General features: G+C 56.3%; 14 protein-coding genes. 7 read left to right on the top strand and 7 right to left on the bottom strand.

Going from position 1 to position 18,526, the window contains the following annotated elements:
* The first annotated feature begins 107 nt into the window (after positions 1 to 107).
* Complete coding sequence (locus QRD42_RS08435) at positions 108 to 1,151, top strand: GMP reductase (protein WP_318373939.1); 1,044 nt, start codon at positions 108 to 110, stop codon at positions 1,149 to 1,151.
* Positions 1,152 to 1,187: 36 nt separating this feature from the next.
* Here the strand turns inward: QRD42_RS08435 and hofC are convergent, their stop codons facing one another.
* From hofC to nadC, 4 genes are all read right to left on the bottom strand, one after another.
* Positions 1,188 to 2,390 carry a protein transport protein HofC gene (gene hofC / locus QRD42_RS08440; protein WP_321988617.1) on the bottom strand — a complete coding sequence of 401 codons (1,203 nt, stop codon included), beginning with the start codon at positions 2,388 to 2,390 and terminating at the stop codon, positions 1,188 to 1,190.
* Positions 2,380 to 3,765: a type II secretion system protein GspE gene (gspE, locus tag QRD42_RS08445; RefSeq protein WP_072570630.1), complete on the bottom strand. Its 1,386-nt coding sequence runs from the start codon at positions 3,763 to 3,765 to the stop codon at positions 2,380 to 2,382. Before gspE ends, hofC begins: the two co-directional genes overlap by 11 nt.
* Positions 3,762 to 4,211 (bottom strand): prepilin peptidase-dependent pilin, encoded by a 450-nt coding sequence (gene ppdD / locus QRD42_RS08450; protein WP_318377031.1) that lies wholly within the window; start codon positions 4,209 to 4,211, stop codon positions 3,762 to 3,764. The genes gspE and ppdD overlap by 4 nt, the downstream gene beginning before the upstream one ends.
* A gap of 175 nt (positions 4,212 to 4,386) precedes the next feature.
* Complete coding sequence (gene nadC, locus QRD42_RS08455; RefSeq protein ID WP_321988618.1) at positions 4,387 to 5,283, bottom strand: carboxylating nicotinate-nucleotide diphosphorylase; 897 nt, start codon at positions 5,281 to 5,283, stop codon at positions 4,387 to 4,389.
* Positions 5,284 to 5,370: 87 nt separating this feature from the next.
* On the opposite strand from nadC, the gene ampD reads away from it, so the two are divergent.
* Both ampD and ampE read left to right on the top strand, forming a co-directional pair.
* On the top strand, positions 5,371 to 5,934 hold the full coding sequence (gene ampD, locus QRD42_RS08460; RefSeq protein WP_072570633.1) for a 1,6-anhydro-N-acetylmuramyl-L-alanine amidase AmpD: 564 nt from the start codon (positions 5,371 to 5,373) through the stop codon (positions 5,932 to 5,934).
* On the top strand, positions 5,931 to 6,785 hold the full coding sequence (ampE, locus tag QRD42_RS08465) for a beta-lactamase regulator AmpE (protein ID WP_072570635.1): 855 nt from the start codon (positions 5,931 to 5,933) through the stop codon (positions 6,783 to 6,785). The genes ampD and ampE overlap by 4 nt, the downstream gene beginning before the upstream one ends.
* Positions 6,786 to 6,937: 152 nt before the next feature.
* On the opposite strand, the gene QRD42_RS08470 is transcribed toward ampE, so the two are convergent.
* From QRD42_RS08470 to aroP, 3 genes are all read right to left on the bottom strand, one after another.
* Entirely contained in the window at positions 6,938 to 7,888 is a 951-nt protein-coding gene (locus tag QRD42_RS08470; RefSeq protein WP_321988619.1) for a family 43 glycosylhydrolase, read from the bottom strand.
* Between the two features lie 10 nt (positions 7,889 to 7,898).
* Positions 7,899 to 9,293, bottom strand: coding sequence for a glycoside-pentoside-hexuronide (GPH):cation symporter (locus QRD42_RS08475; RefSeq protein WP_318377026.1), 1,395 nt, complete (start codon positions 9,291 to 9,293; stop codon positions 7,899 to 7,901).
* A 169-nt stretch (positions 9,294 to 9,462) separates the two neighbouring features.
* Positions 9,463 to 10,836, bottom strand: a complete 1,374-nt coding sequence (gene aroP / locus QRD42_RS08480; protein ID WP_318363875.1) for an aromatic amino acid transporter AroP — start codon at positions 10,834 to 10,836, stop codon at positions 9,463 to 9,465.
* Positions 10,837 to 11,388: 552 nt separating this feature from the next.
* Here aroP and pdhR point away from each other — a divergent pair.
* The 4 genes from pdhR (at position 11,389) to lpdA (ending at position 18,477) form a co-directional block, all read left to right on the top strand.
* The gene (gene pdhR / locus QRD42_RS08485) at positions 11,389 to 12,153 is read left to right on the top strand and encodes a pyruvate dehydrogenase complex transcriptional repressor PdhR (RefSeq protein WP_072570643.1); all 765 of its coding nucleotides are present in this window, start codon (positions 11,389 to 11,391) and stop codon (positions 12,151 to 12,153) included.
* Positions 12,154 to 12,274: 121 nt separating this feature from the next.
* Positions 12,275 to 14,938 (top strand): pyruvate dehydrogenase (acetyl-transferring), homodimeric type, encoded by a 2,664-nt coding sequence (gene aceE, locus QRD42_RS08490; RefSeq protein WP_072570645.1) that lies wholly within the window; start codon positions 12,275 to 12,277, stop codon positions 14,936 to 14,938.
* 14 nt (positions 14,939 to 14,952) lie between these two features.
* Positions 14,953 to 16,854: a pyruvate dehydrogenase complex dihydrolipoyllysine-residue acetyltransferase gene (aceF, locus tag QRD42_RS08495; protein WP_321988620.1), complete on the top strand. Its 1,902-nt coding sequence runs from the start codon at positions 14,953 to 14,955 to the stop codon at positions 16,852 to 16,854.
* Positions 16,855 to 17,052: 198 nt separating this feature from the next.
* On the top strand, positions 17,053 to 18,477 hold the full coding sequence (gene lpdA / locus QRD42_RS08500; protein WP_321988743.1) for a dihydrolipoyl dehydrogenase: 1,425 nt from the start codon (positions 17,053 to 17,055) through the stop codon (positions 18,475 to 18,477).
* Positions 18,478 to 18,526 lie beyond the last annotated feature (49 nt).

Here is an 18,526-nt window from a genome sequence, read left to right on the forward strand (position 1 = left end):
AGAGAATTTCGCAGTCTTGCGCAGACCTATTTAGTGCGTATGATAGCGTCACTGGAGTTGTGTGTTTGACAGTTTGCATTTATCGCCATTAACCCCAGGACCCCTACATGCGTATCGAAGAAGATTTGAAGTTAGGTTTCAAAGACGTTCTTATCCGCCCTAAACGTTCCACCCTCAAAAGCCGTTCCGACGTTGAACTGGGACGCGAATTCACCTTTAAGCATTCAGGTATGGCCTGGTCAGGCGTGCCGATTATTGCCGCCAATATGGATACCGTCGGCACCTTCGCGATGGCAAAAGCACTGGCTTCATTCGACATCCTGACGGCAGTACATAAACACTATTCCGTAGCCGACTGGCAGGCGTTCGTTGCGCGTGAATCCGACGCGGTGTTAAAACACGTGATGGTGTCCACCGGCACCTCTGATGCGGATTTCGACAAAACCCGCCAGATCCTTGCCCTGAATCCGGCGCTGAACTTTATTTGCATTGACGTGGCAAATGGTTACTCCGAACACTTCTCGCAGTTTGTGACCAAAGCGCGTGAAGCCTGGCCGAATAAAACTATCTGCGCGGGCAACGTGGTGACCGGCGAAATGTGTGAAGAGCTGATCCTTTGCGGCGCGGATATCGTCAAAGTAGGCATTGGCCCCGGCTCCGTGTGTACCACCCGAGTGAAAACCGGCGTTGGCTACCCGCAGCTGTCCGCGGTGATCGAATGTGCCGATGCGGCGCACGGTCTGGGCGGCCAAATCGTCAGCGATGGCGGCTGCACCGTACCGGGCGATGTGGCGAAAGCTTTCGGCGGCGGCGCAGATTTTGTGATGCTCGGCGGTATGCTGGCGGGTCATGATGAAAGCGGCGGCACCGTTGTTGAAGAAGACGGTGAGAAATTCATGCTGTTTTACGGCATGAGCTCTGAATCAGCGATGAATCGTCATGTCGGCGGCGTTGCGGGTTACCGTGCAGCCGAAGGTAAAACCGTGAAGCTGCCGCTGCGTGGCCCGGTTGAAAACACGGCGCGCGATATCCTCGGCGGCCTGCGTTCTGCCTGCACCTATGTGGGCGCGTCCCGTCTGAAAGAGCTGACCAAGCGCACCACCTTTATCCGCGTAGCGGAGCAAGAGAACCGCGTGTTCAATAGCCTCTGATGCGTCTGCTGGCGCGGTTCGCTGCGCCAGCCTTATCTATCCCATTCCGCTCATTGCATCCCCCAGATGAAACACCGGCAGATACATGGCCACCACCAGCGTACCAATAATTAATCCCGTCACGATCAGCATGATCGGCTCCAGCAGTGCGGCCAGGTTATCTGCCAGCTGCTGCGTCTTTTCGCTGTGATAGCGAGCCAGATCGCCGAGCATGGTATCCAGCGCCCCTGACGCCTCGCCGGTTCTGACCAGCTGTACGCAGAGCGGGGTAAATTCGCCGCTGTTCTTCAGCGCCTGCCAGATCGGTGCTCCCTGGGTGATCTCATGATGCGCCTGATGCAGCAGGTCACGCCAGTACGGGCAGGGCAGCGTATTTTCCACACTCTCCAGCCCCTGCAAAAAGGCGATACCGGCGTTTTGCGTAAGCATCAGCACGGTAAAAATCTGGCTGAGCTTTTGCCCGCGCAGGAGAGCGCCCACCACCGGGCACCGCAGCAGCAGGCGCTGACGATAGCGCAACCAGCGCGGCTTTTTACGCAGCTTATACAGGGTAAGCATCAGCGCGATAAACAGTACCAGCACCGCTGCGCCCCACTGGTGTATACCGTCCGCCAGCGCCATCACGCCGCGCGTTAATGCCGGCAGCGGCGCGTTAAAGGTCCGGTAGATGGCGGCGAACTCCGGCAGCACCAGGTAAACCATTGCCAGCACAATCAGCACCGCCAGCGATAACACGATCAGCGGATAGCGCAGCGCCTTTTTAACCTTCGCCGCCAGCAGCCGCTGCGCCTTTTGCCGGGCCGCCAGCTCAAAACAACAGCTATCGAGTTTACCCGTCAGTTCACCGGTGTGGATCAGGGCAACATACAGCGGTGGAAAGGCCTGCGGCCATTGCTGGATCGCCGCCGAAAACGGCGTGCCCTGTTCCAGCTCCTCCGCCAGGTGTTGCAGCAGCGCCTGCCACTGGGGGCGCGGATGCTGTCCGGCTAAAAGCCGTAACCCATCCGGCAACGCCAGCCCCGCCTGCAACAGGGTCGCCAGCTGGCGGATCAGCTCCTCGCTTTGCGTTCCCCGCCAGGCGCGCGCATGCACCGGACAGCGTTTAAGCTGTACGAGGTGCACAGCGCGGTGCTGTAAGGCCATCGCCACGCTGACCCGGTCCTCACCCCACAGCAGCCCCTCGTGCGGATGCCCCGCCTGATCCAGCCCGCGCCACTGCCACAGGGTATTAGTCGGCATGGGGAATACCCAGTACGCGCAGCAGCTCTTCCTGCGTGGTCAGTCCGCGCTCGACGGCCAGACAGCCGCTCTCGAACAGCGTGGTCATTCCGGCCTGCCGCGCTTTACGATGAATGTCGCTGGCCGTATCCCCCGCGGCGATGGCATGCCGCAGCGGCTTGTTTACCGGCAGCACCTCAAACAGCGCGATCCTGCCGTAAAAACCGTGATAGCACTGGTCGCAGCCGGTGGACTGCCATCGTGGTAACGGGCGCGGCCACAGCGCTGGCGGGATCAGCGTGTCGCTCTGGATTTTTGACCGGCAGTGCGGGCAGAGTTTGCGCACCAGCCGTTGCGCCACCACCAGCGAAAGCGCCGAGGCGAGCATCCATGGCGCAACGCCCATTTGCTGGATGCGCGTCAGGGTTTCGCTGGTGGAGTTGGTGTGCAGCGTCGACAGCACCAGATGCCCGGTCTGCGAGGCTTTAATGGCGATTTCCGCCGTTTCGCCATCGCGGATCTCACCGACCATGACGATATCCGGATCCTGACGCAGCAGCGCGCGCAGTACGCTCTGAAAGCTCAGGCCCGCACGTGGATTGATCTGCGTCTGATTAAGTCCCGCCAGCGGGATTTCAACAGGATCTTCCACGCTGCAAATATTCACCTCATCGCTGTTACGCGACTGTAAGGCGCTGTAGAGCGTCACCGTTTTACCGCTGCCGGTAGGCCCGGTCACCAGCAGCAGGCCCTGGGGTTTGCTGAGCGCGGTCTGAAACTGCGCCAGCTGTTCCGGCAGCATGCCCAGTTGCGTCAGCTCCAGCGTCTGATTGACCTGATGCAGCAGACGCAGAACAACTTTTTCACCGTAGCGGCAGGGCAGGGTGGCAATGCGAAACGAAATGGCTTTACCGTTGAGCGTTACGGTAAACTGCCCGTCCTGCGGCAGGCGGCGCTCGGCAATGTCCAGATTGCCCAGTACCTTAAGACGCGCCACCAGGGTTTTCGCCATGGCTGGCGCCACCGGCGGCAAGGTGTGCAGTACGCCGTCCACCCGCAGACGAATTCGAAAATCAGCCTCGCCCGGCTCAAAGTGGATATCCGATGCCCGCAGCGTCAGCGCCTGTTGCAGGGTATGATCGAGAAACGCCGTCGTGGTGGCGCTGTCCTGCGTCACAACAGATAGCTGCGGCGCAGAGAGACGCTGCCGGTGTTTTTCCATCTCCTCCGCCGTCCAGCACTCAATGTCGATACGCTTTTGGGTAGCAAAGCGCAGCGCAGCCATCAGATCGTCAGACGGTTCGTTTATAACCGCGATAGCGATGCGCCGATCGTTACTCTCCAGCAGCAGGGCGTTATGACGCTGACATAACGCGATCAACTGTTCCTGTTTCATTTCGCCTCCTGTTGACCGCTGAAGCGAAACACCTCTTCACAGGCCTGTTTCAGCGCGCCATCGTCCTGCACCGTGCACAGCCGATCCCAGCCCGTCATGCCATTGCTGTTATTCCACTGCGGCGTGAGGGTAACGCCAAGCCCGGTCAGGCTTTCCTGTCCGGTAAGCGCCACGACGCCTTTCACTACGCTCATGGCGGAGACATAGCGGGTGGTGGTAGGCGACGGAATGCCGTTACTGCCCGCATCGCAGGCCGACACGCCGCCATGATCGAGGGCGCACAGTTCGATTGCTGTCCGGTAGGGGATGAAGGTTTGCAGCATGTCCGTCAGCGCCGCTTTGCGCAGGTAGTTCTGATAGGCGGGAATGCTGATGGCGCTGAGGATGGAAATAATGCCGATAACCACCATTAGCTCAATTAAGGTAAATCCTTTTTGCGTGTCCATAATGTGCTCCTTGTTGACCAGGAGCGACTCTGGCAGTAATGGCGGGGCGGTGCGAGGGGATAAAACGTATCCGCGAAGGCGGCTTCAGAAGATTTTACGCGTGTTGCAATATTCCGCATGATTATTGCGAGCGGCTACGAAAAATTGCCCGACGGGTCGCGCCGGGCAACGCACGCTATCCGCGAAAACGCATCGACAGATCCAGCGCCTGCACATGCTTGGTCAGCGCGCCCACGGAAATGTAATCCACGCCGGTGTCGGCAAATTCGCGGATCGTTTCTGCGGTGACGTTGCCGGACACTTCCAGCCGTGCCTGGCCGCTGGCGCGCTTCACCGCTTCGCGCATTTGGTCAGTGTCGAAGTTGTCGAGCATGATGATGTCGGCCCCGGCTTTCAGCGCATCATCCAGCTCATCCAGGGTTTCCACTTCCACCTCCACCGGCACGTCGGGGTGCAGCCAGAAGGCTTTTTCCACCGCCTGACGGACGCTGCCCGCGGCGATAATGTGGTTCTCTTTGATCAGGAAGGCATCCGACAGCCCGAGGCGATGATTCGCCCCGCCGCCGCACAGCACGGCATATTTCAGCGCGGTACGCAGCCCCGGCAGGGTTTTGCGCGTATCCAGCAGCTGCGTTTTGGTGCCCGCCAGCAGCGCGACGTAGCGGCTGACCACGCTGGCGACGCCGGAGAGCGTTTGCACAAAGTTCAGCGCCGTACGCTCGCCGGTCAGCAGCACGCGGGACGGGCCGTCCAGCTCGAACAGCGTTTGATTCGCGGTGATGGCATCGCCATCGGCGACATGCCACGTCAGGGCGACATCATCGCCAGCCAGCTGAATAAAGACTTCTTCCACCCAGCGTTTGCCGCAGAAAATACCGTCTTCGCGGGTGATCACCACGGCGTGTGCGCGGTCGTCTGCGGGCAATAATTGGGCGGTAATATCATTGTTCGCATCCACCTCTCCACCGAGATCTTCCTGCAGCGCGCGCGCCACAGCGGCAGGAATGTCGAGGTTAATACGTTCTAAAAGCGCGTCACGTCGATGGTCGGGGTTATAGCGGCGAGGCGGCATGATAAACTCCAAAAAGGGTAACGAATCAAAAGATTGAAACATGCTACTCTGAACCGTGTATCAGCACCATATCTTAGGAGATCCTGCATGCTGTTAAACAAGGGCTGGTTGGTGGATGCTCGCCATGTGCCTTCGCCGCACCATGACTGCCGCCCGGACGATGAGACCCCCTCGTTACTGGTTGTGCATAATATAAGCCTGCCGCCCGGACAATTTGGCGGGCCGTGGATTGATGCGCTGTTCACCGGTACGCTGGATCCGCAAGCCGATCCCTTCTTCGCTGAGATTGCCCATCTGCGCGTGTCAGCGCATTGCCTGATCCGTCGTGATGGCGAAATCGTGCAGTACGTTCCTTTCGATAAACGCGCCTGGCATGCGGGTGTGTCTTGTTATGCGGGCCGCCAGCGGTGCAATGATTTTTCCATCGGCATAGAGCTTGAGGGAACGGACACCACGCCCTACACCCCGGCGCAATATCAGCAGTTAGCCGCGGTGACGCAAACATTGATCGGGCTTTATCCGGCAATTGCTGACAATATAACCGGGCACAGCGATATCGCACCTGAGCGTAAAACCGATCCCGGCCCGGCTTTTGACTGGGCGACATTTCGTGCTCTGGTCACCCCCTCGTCAGATAAGGAGATGACATGACGTTGTTTACTATGCTGTTAGTTCTGATTGCCGAGCGCCTGTTTAAACTCGGCGAGCACTGGCAGCTTGATCACCGCCTTGAAGTGCTGTTCCGCCGCATCCGCCATTTTTCGATGTTCCATACGCTGGGTATGACCGCGCTGGCGATGCTGGCGACCTTTCTCGTGTTACGCGCGCTTTATGGCCTGTTTTACAACGTGCCGCTGCTGGTGGTGTGGATCCTACTCGGGCTGTTGTGTATCGGCGCGGGCAAAGTACGGCTGCACTACCATGCTTATCTGAAGGCCGCAGCGCGGGATGATGCCCATGCGCGCGGCGCAATGGCCAGTGAACTGACGATGATCCACGGCGTGCCGCCGGACTGCGATGAGCGTGAGTTTTTACGCGAGCTGCAAAATGCGCTGTTGTGGATTAACTTCCGCTTTTACCTCGCGCCGCTGTTCTGGTTTATCGTCGGCGGGACATGGGGACCGGTGACGCTGGTGGGCTATGCGTTTTTACGCGCCTGGCAGTCGTGGCTGGCGCGTTATATGACGCCGCCGCAGCGCCATCAGTCAGGAATTGACGCCATTCTGCATGTGCTGGACTGGATCCCGGTACGGCTGGTGGGCGTGGTGTACGCGCTGATTGGTCACGGTGAAAAGGCGCTTCCGGCCTGGTTTGCCTCACTTTACGATCGTCATACGTCGCAGTATCAGGTGTTGACGCGGCTGGCGCAGTATTCGCTGGCGCGTGAGCCGCATCTGGACCGCGTTGAAACGCCAAAAGTGGCGGTTTCAATGGCGAAGAAAACGTCCTTTGTGGTGGTGGTTGTGGTGGCGCTGCTGACGATTTACGGGACGCTGGTGTAATTTTTGAGACGATGCCGGGTGGCGCTGTGCTTACCCGGCCTACAAGATCCTGCGCTTACCCGGCCTACATATCCTGCGCTTATCCGGCCTACAGATCCTGCGCTTACAAGCATATGTAGGCCCGGCAAGCGAAGCGCCGCCGGGCAATCTTCTTAATTGTTATCCGCCGGTGGCACCCCAAAGTCCGGCATCCCGTCTTCTTTCCAGTGGATCACTTTCAGCCGCGTATGACGGTTCGGATCGTACAGCGGATCGCCTTCGATCTCCGTGTAGTTGCGCGCGTGGTAAACCAGCACGTCCTGGCCGTCCGGCGTTTGCGTAAAGCTGTTATGACCCGGCCCGTACTGGCGATTCTCATAGCTGGTCACAAAGACCGGCTGCGGGGATTTATGCCAGTTTTCCGGCTGCTGCGGGTCGGCGTCAATAGCGATCCACAGCAGGCCCAGGCAGTAGTTTTCATCGGTGGCGCTGGCGGAATAGCTGATAAATAACCGATCGCCATGGAACAGCACCGCCGGGCCTTCGTTAACCTTAAAGCCGCGGCATTCCCAGTCAAATTCAGGTTTGCTTAACATCACCGGCTGACCCTTAATCGTCCAGGGATTTTCCAGCTCTGCCAGGTACAGGTTTGAGTTTCCTTCAATGGCCGGATCTTTTTGCGCCCACAGGTACCACTGTTTACCCTGATGGTTAAAGGTGGTGGGATCCAGGCAGAAAGAGTCGAACTGCGTTTTGATCTGCCCCTTTTCCGTCCAGCGCCCGCTCAGCGGATCGGCGTCGGCGCACTCCAGCACAAACATACGGTGCTGGAACATATTCAGCGCATCCAGATCGTGGGTGTGCGTGGCGGCAAAATAGAGATACCACTTGCCGTTAAGATGATGCAGCTCCGGCGCCCAGATAAGCTGGCTCATCGGGCCGCTGGCGGGTTTACGCCAGACCACGCTGGCAGGCGCATCGCGCAATCCTTCGATAGTGGCGGCGCGGCGGATCTCCAGCCGATCGTATTCCGGCACTGAGGCGACAAAATAGTAGGCGTTGTCGTGGCGCAGAATAAAGGGATCGGCGCGTTGTTCGATAAAGGGATTGGGCCACGGGTTCATCAGGCTTTCCTTATGGTTTAACCGGCTGATGAGAAGCAGTCTCATTCAGCTCGCGATAATTAGTGCGACGTTTCTCCAGATCGCTCTGGATCTGCTTCATGGTTTCACGGTCGACTTTCAACAGGCGAACCACGCCCGCGGTGATCAAATAGCCCACGCCCGGAATGACGCTGAACAGCAGTACGATACCGTTAATGGCGCTTGCGCTTTGCGCTTTCGCGCCCGCGTCGTAACCATACCAGGAGAGCAGGAAGCCTACCATCGCCCCGGCAACCGCCAGACCCACTTTCAGGAAGAACAGGTTGCCGGAGAAGCTGATGCCGGTGATGCGTTTACCGGTTTTCCACTCGCCGTAGTCATCCACGTCCGCCATCAGCGACCAGTGCAGCGGGGAGGGGATTTGATGAATAACGTTAAGCAGGAAATAGAGCACCACGATAAGCGTCGTCGCCTGCGGATCCAGGAAGTAAAAGCCGCCGGAGAAAATCGCCAGCACAATGTTGGTCCAGAAGAAGACCTGCAATTTACACCAGCGGTCGGTCAGCACTTTCGCCAGCATACTGCCAATCATCATGCCCACCACGCCGAGGCTGATAAACAGGGTGGCGAAATGGGTGCTTTGTCCCATGACCCAGGTGACGTAGTACATGGTGGCCGCCATGCGTATGAAGCCCGGGCAGACATTGCACAGGGTGAGCAGCAGAATGCGTACCCACTGGTCGTTTTTCCAGACGTCTTTGAAGTCTTTTTTCAGATCGTCATTGGTCGGGACAGCGGGTTTGACGCGCTCGCGCACCGTCGCAAAGCAGTAGAGGAACATGCACATGCCGATAAACGCCAGCACCGTCATCGCCATCTGGTAGCCTTTGGCTTTATCTTCGCCGCCAAACCACTCCGCCATCGGCAGCAGCGTCAGCGACAACAGCAGGGTGGCGATCCCCACCATCACAAAACGGTAAGACTGACAGGCGACGCGCTCTTTTGGATCGTTGGTGATCACGCTGCCCAGCGAGCAGTAAGGAATGTTGATGGCGGTATAGGTCAGCGACAGCAGGAAGTAGGTGACAAACGCATAGATAACCTTGCTGTTATATGTCCAGTCCGGCGTGGTAAACATCAGCACGCTGAACACCGCGTAAGGCACGGCGATCCATAACAGCCATGGACGAAATCGCCCATATTTGCTCTTCGTTCTGTCTGCCAGCGCGCCCATAATCGGGTCGGTTACGGCGTCAATTACGCGGATGGAAAGCAGTAATACGCCCACCAGCGCCGGAGCCAGACCAAATATGTCCGTATAGAAATAATTCACAAACAACATGATAGCGCCAAAGATAATATTACATCCGGCGTCTCCCATTCCGTAGCCGATCTTTTCTTTGACTGACAGTTTAGCGTTGTCCATCGACAATTCTCCCGTTGAGATATGGAGAGAATTATTCGCACGCTATGACTTTTTTGCGTAGCAGGTTTAAGTTAAAGAGATGGACAAAATGGCTATGCAGGGGAAAGTGTGAACCAGGTAACAGGGGCGGGTCCCCCTCGCCCGAAGGAGAGGGGGGAAAGCAACAAGATTAATGGGCTTTTGCGGTTTTCAGGTTCTTCTGTTTGAAGAAGTAACCGACGGCAAGGATGAGCATCCACACCGGGATCAGCCAGACGGAGATCGCCATGCCCGGGGTCATCGCCATAATCACCAGCACTGCCGCCATAAAGAGCAGGCAGATCCAGTTACCCAGCGGATAGAACAGGGCAGGGAAGCGGGTTTTCACACCCTGTAGATCTTTCGCGCGGCGGAACTTCATGTGCGCCAGGCTTATCATCGCCCAGTTGATCACCAGCGCCGAAACCACCAGCGCCATCAGCAGGCCGAAGGCTTCGCCCGGTGCCAGGTAGTTGATCAGCACGCACAGCGCGGTAAAGAGCGCAGAGATGAGAATGGTGCCCACCGGCACGCCGCGTTTATCCACTTTCGCCAGCACTTTCGGCGCGTTGCCCTGTTGCGCCAGACCGAACAGCATACGGCTGTTGCAGTACACGCAGCTGTTGTACACCGACAGCGCGGCGGTCAGCACTACAATGTTCAGGGCGTTAGCCACGAAGGTGTCGCCCAGCTCATGGAAGATCAACACGAAGGGGCTGGTGTCGGCGGTCACGCGCGTCCACGGCAGCAGTGACAGCAGCACCGCCAGCGAGCCCACATAGAAGATCAGAATGCGGTAGATCACCTGGTTGGTGGCTTTCGGGATGCTGACCTGCGGGTTATCGGCTTCGGCGGCGGTAATGCCCACCAGCTCCAGCCCGCCGAAGGAGAACATGATGATCGCCATCATCATCACCAGCCCGGTAAAGCCGTTAGGCAGGAATCCGCCCTGTTCCCAGAGGTTGCGCACGGTGGCCTGCGGGCCGGCGCTGTCGCTGAACAGCAGCCAGCCGCCGAACAGGATCATCGCCACGACCGCGATCACTTTGATAATGGCAAACCAGAACTCCATCTCGCCAAACACTTTCACGTTGGTGAGGTTAATGGCGTTGATTAAAACGAAGAACACGGCGGCCGACGCCCAGGTCGGGATCTCCGGCCACCAGAACTGGATGTATTTACCGACGGCGGTCAGTTCCGCCATGGCAACCAGTACGTACAGCACCCAGTAGTTCCAGCCGGACGCGAAGCCCGCGAAACCGCCCCAGTATTTATAGGCAAAATGGCTGAACGAACCGGCTACCGGCTCTTCAACCACCATCTCGCCCAACTGGCGCATGATCAGAAAAGCGATAAAACCTGCAATCGCATAGCCGAGAATAATTCCCGGCCCGGCGGACTGGATGACTGACGCGCTGCCCAGAAACAGGCCAGTCCCGATAGCTCCACCCAGCGCAATAAGCTGAATGTGGCGGTTTTTAAGGCCGCGCTTCAGCAGTTCACCGTGCTGTTGACCTTCCATCATGAAACCTCGTGTGTGGTTATTATTAGTACGCTGTTGTGTGCGTGTACGGATGAAATTCCATTTGTTGTATTTATATGTTTACGAAAGGTCTTTCTTAAATATAGCGCTGAGTCTTTCGTCTGCATCAGAATAGTGGTAAGCGCATGCGAATGCACCTGCTTTATTAGGGGCGCATGACGACTGAATAAAAAGAAACCAATTGTAAATAGTAGCCATTCCTCCTCTTCATTACCCCAAATGCATAATTCCACTCCAGAAATGGGTATTTACTCGTTTTTCGTGCGACTGAATCGGTTCACTTTACCGGTCAGGCGTTTCACATAAGTTAAATATGCCTCTTTATGAGTAGCGGGCTCATTTGTGCGAAGTTACATTTCTGAAACGTTATTTCTGTAATGTTGTTAAAATGTGCGTGGTTCCCTGATTTCAATCAAAACCTGTATGGACAGAAGGTGAATACTTTGTTACTTTAGCGTCAAGAACATGAAATTGGTCAGACCAATTGACTCCGGTTAAATGGCACTCCGGGAAAACGGCTTAGGACAGGGAACAATGGCCTACAGTAAAATCCGCCAACCTAAATTATCCGATGTGATAGAGCAGCAACTGGAGTTTTTGATCCTTGAAGGGACATTGCGCCCCGGTGAAAAACTTCCTCCGGAACGTGAGCTGGCTAAACAGTTCGACGTTTCCCGTCCTTCGCTGCGCGAGGCGATCCAACGCCTTGAAGCCAAGGGCCTGCTACTGCGTCGCCAGGGCGGTGGTACCTTTGTCCAGAGTAACCTGTGGCAGAGCTTCAGCGATCCGCTGGTAGAGCTTTTGTCCGATCACCCCGAATCCCAGTTTGACCTCCTCGAGACGCGCCACGCGCTGGAAGGCATTGCCGCCTATTACGCGGCCTTGCGTGGCACCGACGACGATCGCGCGCGCATCCGCGAGCTGCATCAGGCGATCGAGCGCGCGCAGGAATCCGGGGATCTCGATGCCGAAGCCGATGCCGTCGTCCTGTATCAGATTGCCGTCACCGAAGCGGCGCACAATGTGGTTTTGCTGCATTTGCTACGCTGCATGGAACCAATGATGGCGCAGAACGTTCGTCAGAATTTTGAATTGCTGTATGCCCGCCGGGAAATGCTCCCGCTGGTAAGCAACCATCGCTCCAGAATTTTTGAGGCGATTATCGCCAGAGAGCCGGAGCAGGCGCGTGAAGCGTCTCACCGGCATCTGGCGTTTATTGAGGAAATATTGCTGGACCGCAGCCGTGAGCAGAGCCGTCGTGAACGCTCCATGCGCCGCCTACAGCAAAGAAAGGATTAAGCGCCATAATTTAGAGCGCGGCAACTAAACGCAGAACCTGTCTTATTGTGTTTTCTGCCGAAAATACAATGGGACAGGTTCCAGATTAATCAACGAAAATTAGATAGATAAGGAAAAACCCATGTCAGATCGTTTAATCAATGACGTGGATCCGATCGAAACTCGCGACTGGCAACAGGCGATCGAATCGGTCATCCGTGAAGAAGGTGTTGAGCGCGCTCAGTATCTGATTGACCAGTTACTGTCTCAGGCCCGCAAAGGCGGCGTTAACGTGGCAGCTGGTTCAAACGCTCGCAACTATGTAAATACTATTGCCGTTGAAGATGAGCCGGAATACCCGGGTAATCTGGAGCTGGAACGTCGCATTCGTTCTGCTATCCGCTGGAACGCCATCATGACCGTGCTGCGTGCGTCTAAAAAAGACCTCGAGCTGGGCGGCCACATGGCGTCTTTCCAGTCTTCTGCGACTGTGTATGAAGTTTGCTTCAACCACTTCTTCCGCGCACGCAGCGAGAAAGACGGTGGCGATCTGGTGTACTTCCAGGGCCACATCTCTCCGGGCGTTTACGCTCGCGCATTCCTGGAAGGTCGTCTGACTGAAGAGCAGATGAACAACTTCCGTCAGGAAGTTCACGGCAATGGCCTGTCTTCCTACCCGCACCCGAAACTGATGCCGGAATTCTGGCAGTTCCCGACCGTCTCTATGGGTCTGGGTCCGATTGGTGCGATCTACCAGGCTAAATTCCTGAAATATCTGGAACACCGTGGTCTGAAAGATACTTCCCAGCAAACCGTTTACGCCTTCCTTGGCGACGGCGAGATGGATGAGCCGGAATCCAAAGGCGCGATCACCATCGCGACCCGTGAAAAACTGGATAACCTGGTCTTCGTTATCAACTGTAACCTGCAACGTCTGGACGGCCCGGTAACCGGTAACGGCAAAATCATCAACGAACTGGAAGGCATCTTCGAAGGCGCTGGCTGGAACGTAATCAAGGTGATGTGGGGCGGTCGTTGGGATGAGCTGCTGCGTAAAGACACCAGCGGTAAACTGATCCAGCTGATGAACGAAACCGTTGACGGCGACTATCAGACCTTCAAATCCAAAAACGGCGCGTACGTTCGTGAGCACTTCTTCGGTAAATACCCGGAAACTGCCGCGCTGGTTGCCGACTGGTCTGACGATGAGATCTGGGCACTGAACCGTGGTGGCCACGATCCGAAGAAAGTCTACGCTGCATTCAAGAAAGCGCAGGAAACCAAAGGCAAAGCAACAGTTATCCTGGCCCATACCATCAAAGGTTACGGCATGGGCGACACCGCTGAAGGTAAAAACATCGCCCACCAGGTGAAGAAAATGAACATGGACGGTGTACGTTACATCCGTGATCGTTTCAATGTGCCGGTGACCGATGAGCAGGTTGAGAAGCTGTCCTACATTACCTTCCCGGAAGGTTCTGAAGAGCACACTTATCTGCACGCCCAGCGTCAGAAGCTGAACGGTTATCTGCCGTCTCGCCAGCCGAAATTCTCTGAGAAGCTTGAGCTGCCGACCCTGGCTGACTTCAACCAGCTGCTGGAAGAGCAGAACAAAGAGATCTCCACCACTATCGCCTTCGTGCGTGCCCTGAACGTGATGCTGAAGAACAAGTCGATCAAAGATCGCCTGGTGCCGATCATCGCCGACGAAGCGCGTACTTTCGGTATGGAAGGTCTGTTCCGTCAGATTGGTATTTACAGCCCGAACGGCCAGCAGTACACCCCGCAGGACCGTGAGCAGGTTGCGTACTACAAAGAAGACGAGAAAGGTCAGATCCTGCAGGAAGGTATCAACGAGCTGGGCGCAGGTTCTTCCTGGCTGGCCGCTGCGACCTCTTACAGCACCAACGATCTGCCGATGATCCCGTTCTACATCTACTACTCCATGTTCGGTTTCCAGCGTATCGGCGACCTGTGCTGGGCAGCAGGCGATCAGCAGGCACGTGGCTTCCTGATCGGCGGGACTTCTGGTCGTACTACGCTGAACGGCGAAGGTCTCCAGCACGAAGATGGTCACAGCCACATTCAGTCGCTGACCATCCCGAACTGTATCTCTTACGATCCGGCTTACGCCTACGAAGTTGCTGTCATCATGCATGACGGTCTGCATCGTATGTACGGTGAAGCGCAAGAGAACGTGTACTACTACATCACCACGCTGAACGAAAACTACCACATGCCAGCGATGCCGGAAGGCGCCGAGGAAGGGATCCGTAAAGGTATCTATAAACTCGAAACTGTCGAAGGCGCGAAAGGTAAAGTTCAGCTGCTGGGCTCCGGTTCTATCCTGCGTCACGTACGTGAAGCAGCGCAGATCCTGGCGAAAGACTACGGTATCGGTTCTGACGTGTTCAGCGTGACCTCCTTCACCGAACTGGCGCGCGATGGCCAGGATTGTGAGCGCTGGAACATGCTGCACCCGACCGACGAGCCGCGCGTACCGTACGTTGCACAGGTTCTGAGCGACGCACCGGCAGTGGCATCAACTGACTATATGAAACTGTTCGCTGAGCAGATCCGTAACTTCATCCCGGCAAGCGATTACCGCGTACTGGGTACTGATGGCTTCGGTCGCTCTGACAGCCGTGAAAACCTGCGTCACCACTTCGAAGTTGATGCTTCTTATGTGGTTGTTGCAGCACTGGGCGAACTGGCTAAACGTGGCGACATCGACAAGAAAGTAGTTGCAGAAGCAATTACCAAATTCAACATCGATGCAGATAAAGTTAACCCGCGTCTGGCGTAAGAGGTAAAAGAAGAATGGCTATCGAAATCAATGTACCGGACATCGGGGCTGATGAAGTTGAAATCACCGAGATCCTGGTCAAAGTGGGCGACAAAGTTGAAGCTGAACAGTCGCTGATCACCGTAGAAGGCGACAAAGCCTCTATGGAAGTCCCGTCACCTCAGGCTGGCGTTGTTAAAGAGATCAAAGTCTCTGTTGGCGACAAAACCGAGACTGGCAAACTGATCATGATTTTCGATTCCGCTGACGGTGCTGCTGATGCAGCACCTGCGAAAGCAGAAGAGAAGAAAGAAGCAGCACCGGCAGCAGCCTCTGCACCGGCTGCGGCGGCTGCCAAAGACGTCAACGTACCGGATATCGGCGGCGACGAAGTTGAAGTCACCGAGATCATGGTTAAAGTCGGCGACAAAGTGGCTGCTGAGCAGTCGCTGATCACCGTGGAAGGCGACAAAGCCTCTATGGAAGTCCCGGCACCGTTCGCGGGCACCGTGAAAGAGATCAAAATCAGCACCGGCGACAAAGTGTCCACCGGCTCCCTGATCATGGTCTTCGAAGTGGAAGGCGCCGCTCCGGCTGCCAGCGACGCGAAACCGCAGGTTAAAGAAGAAGCGGCTTCTGCTCCGGCAGCAGCGGCGGGCGCGAAAGACGTCAACGTACCGGACATCGGCGGTGACGAAGTTGAAGTGACCGAAGTGATGGTGAAAGTGGGCGACAAAGTTGCCGCTGAGCAGTCACTGATCACCGTGGAAGGCGACAAAGCCTCCATGGAAGTTCCGGCACCGTTCGCGGGCACCGTGAAAGAGATCAAAATCAGCACCGGCGACAAAGTGTCTACCGGCTCCCTGATCATGGTCTTCGAAGTGGAAGGCGCAGCCCCGGCTGCGGCTCCGGCTGCGGCCAAACAGGAAGCAGCACCAGCAGCGGCGGCGAAAGCACCGGCCGCCGCTGCACCGGCGAAAGCGGAAGGCAAATCTGAGTTTGCTGAAAACGACGCTTACGTCCACGCGACCCCGCTGATCCGCCGCCTGGCGCGCGAATTCGGTGTGAACCTGGCGAAAGTGAAAGGTACAGGTCGTAAAGGCCGTATCCTGCGCGAAGACGTTCAGGCTTACGTGAAAGACGCGGTTAAACGCGCTGAAGCGGCACCTGCTGCTGCTACCGGCGGCGGTCTGCCGGGCATGCTGCCATGGCCGAAAGTGGACTTCAGCAAGTTTGGTGAAGTGGAAGAAGTTGAACTGGGCCGTATCCAGAAAATCTCTGGTGCTAACCTGAGCCGTAACTGGGTGATGATCCCGCACGTTACGCACTTCGACAAAACCGACATCACCGATCTGGAAGCCTTCCGTAAGCAGCAGAACGCCGAAGCTGAGAAGCGCAAACTGGACGTGAAATTCACCCCGGTTGTCTTCATCATGAAAGCCGTTGCCGCAGCGCTCGAGCAGATGCCTCGCTTCAACAGCTCCCTGTCTGAAGACGCGCAGCGTCTGACGCTGAAGAAATACATCAACATCGGTGTGGCTGTTGATACCCCGAATGGCCTGGTGGTTCCGGTGTTCAAAGACGTGAACAAGAAGAGCATCACCGAGCTGTCCCGTGAACTGACCGTGATCTCCAAAAAAGCACGTGACGGTAAGCTGACGGCTGGCGAAATGCAGGGCGGTTGCTTCACCATCTCCAGCATCGGTGGCCTGGGTACCACGCACTTCGCGCCGATCGTTAACGCGCCGGAAGTGGCTATCCTCGGTGTGTCCAAATCCGCGATGGAGCCGGTCTGGAATGGTAAAGAGTTCGTGCCGCGTCTGATGATGCCGATCTCTCTGTCCTTCGACCACCGCGTGATCGACGGTGCTGATGGTGCGCGTTTCATCACCATCATCAATAACATGCTGTCTGATATTCGCCGTCTGGTGATGTAAATAAGAAAGCCGGCCTGACGGTCGGCTTTTTTCTGGTAATCTCATTATGTTATTGGGGTTATTGGGACAAAGGACAACTCGTTTACCGTTTGTTGTTTCAAAATTGTTAACAATTTTGTACTATGCGGGCGGATAGAACGTCCCGGCGAAGAAGGGCGATACGTCCCCTGGACTGCCGGAAATCAATAAGAGGTCATGATGAGTACTGAAATCAAAACTCAGGTCGTGGTACTTGGGGCAGGCCCGGCAGGTTACTCTGCTGCCTTCCGTTGCGCTGATTTAGGTCTGGAAACCGTCATTGTTGAACGTTACAACACCCTCGGCGGTGTTTGTCTGAACGTCGGCTGTATCCCTTCTAAAGCGCTGCTGCATGTTGCTAAAGTTATCGAAGAAGCCAAAGCGCTGGCTGAGCACGGTATCGTCTTCGGCGAACCGAAAACCGATATCGACAAGATTCGTACCTGGAAAGAAAAAGTCATCACCCAACTGACTGGCGGTCTGGCCGGTATGGCGAAAGGCCGTAAAGTAAAAGTGGTGAACGGTCTGGGTAAATTCACCGGGGCTAACACCCTGGAAGTGGAAGGCGAAAACGGCAAAACCGTAATCAACTTCGACAACGCGATCATCGCGGCGGGTTCCCGTCCGATCGAACTGCCGTTCATTCCACATGAAGATCCGCGCGTATGGGATTCCACCGACGCTCTGGAGCTGAAAGAAGTACCTAAGCGCCTGCTGGTTATGGGTGGCGGTATCATCGGTCTGGAAATGGGCACCGTATACCATGCGCTGGGTTCAGAGATCGACGTGGTTGAAATGTTCGACCAGGTGATCCCGGCGGCTGACAAAGATATCGTTAAAGTCTTCACCAAGCGTATCAGCAAGAAATTCAACCTGATGCTGGAAACCAAAGTGACTGCCGTTGAAGCTAAAGAAGACGGTATTTACGTTTCCATGGAAGGCAAAAAAGCCCCTGCTGAAGCGCAGCGTTATGACGCCGTGCTGGTGGCTATCGGCCGTGTGCCGAACGGTAAAAACCTCGACGCAGGCAAAGCTGGCGTGGAAGTGGACGACCGTGGCTTTATCCGTGTCGACAAACAGCTGCGTACCAACGTACCGCACATCTTCGCTATCGGCGACATCGTCGGTCAGCCGATGCTGGCGCACAAAGGTGTTCACGAAGGTCATGTTGCCGCTGAAGTTATCGCAGGTATGAAGCACTACTTCGATCCGAAAGTGATCCCGTCCATCGCGTACACCGAGCCGGAAGTTGCCTGGGTTGGTCTGACCGAAAAAGAAGCGAAAGAAAAAGGCATCAGCTACGAAACCGCCACCTTCCCGTGGGCTGCTTCTGGCCGTGCTATCGCGTCCGACTGCGCAGACGGTATGACCAAACTGATTTTCGACAAAGAGTCTCACCGTGTGATCGGTGGCGCTATTGTCGGTACTAACGGCGGCGAGCTGTTGGGTGAGATCGGTCTGGCTATCGAAATGGGCTGTGACGCGGAAGATCTGGCGCTGACTATCCATGCGCACCCGACTCTGCATGAGTCCGTGGGCCTGGCCGCTGAAGTGTTCGAAGGTAGCATCACCGACCTGCCGAACCCGAAAGCGAAAAAGAAATAAGCGTCTGAGTTTGTGTAGCCGGGTGGCGGCTTCGCCTTACCCGGCCTGC

This window comes from Enterobacter sp. PGRG2 (assembly GCF_030291195.1).
Taxonomy (GTDB): domain Bacteria; phylum Pseudomonadota; class Gammaproteobacteria; order Enterobacterales; family Enterobacteriaceae; genus Enterobacter_D.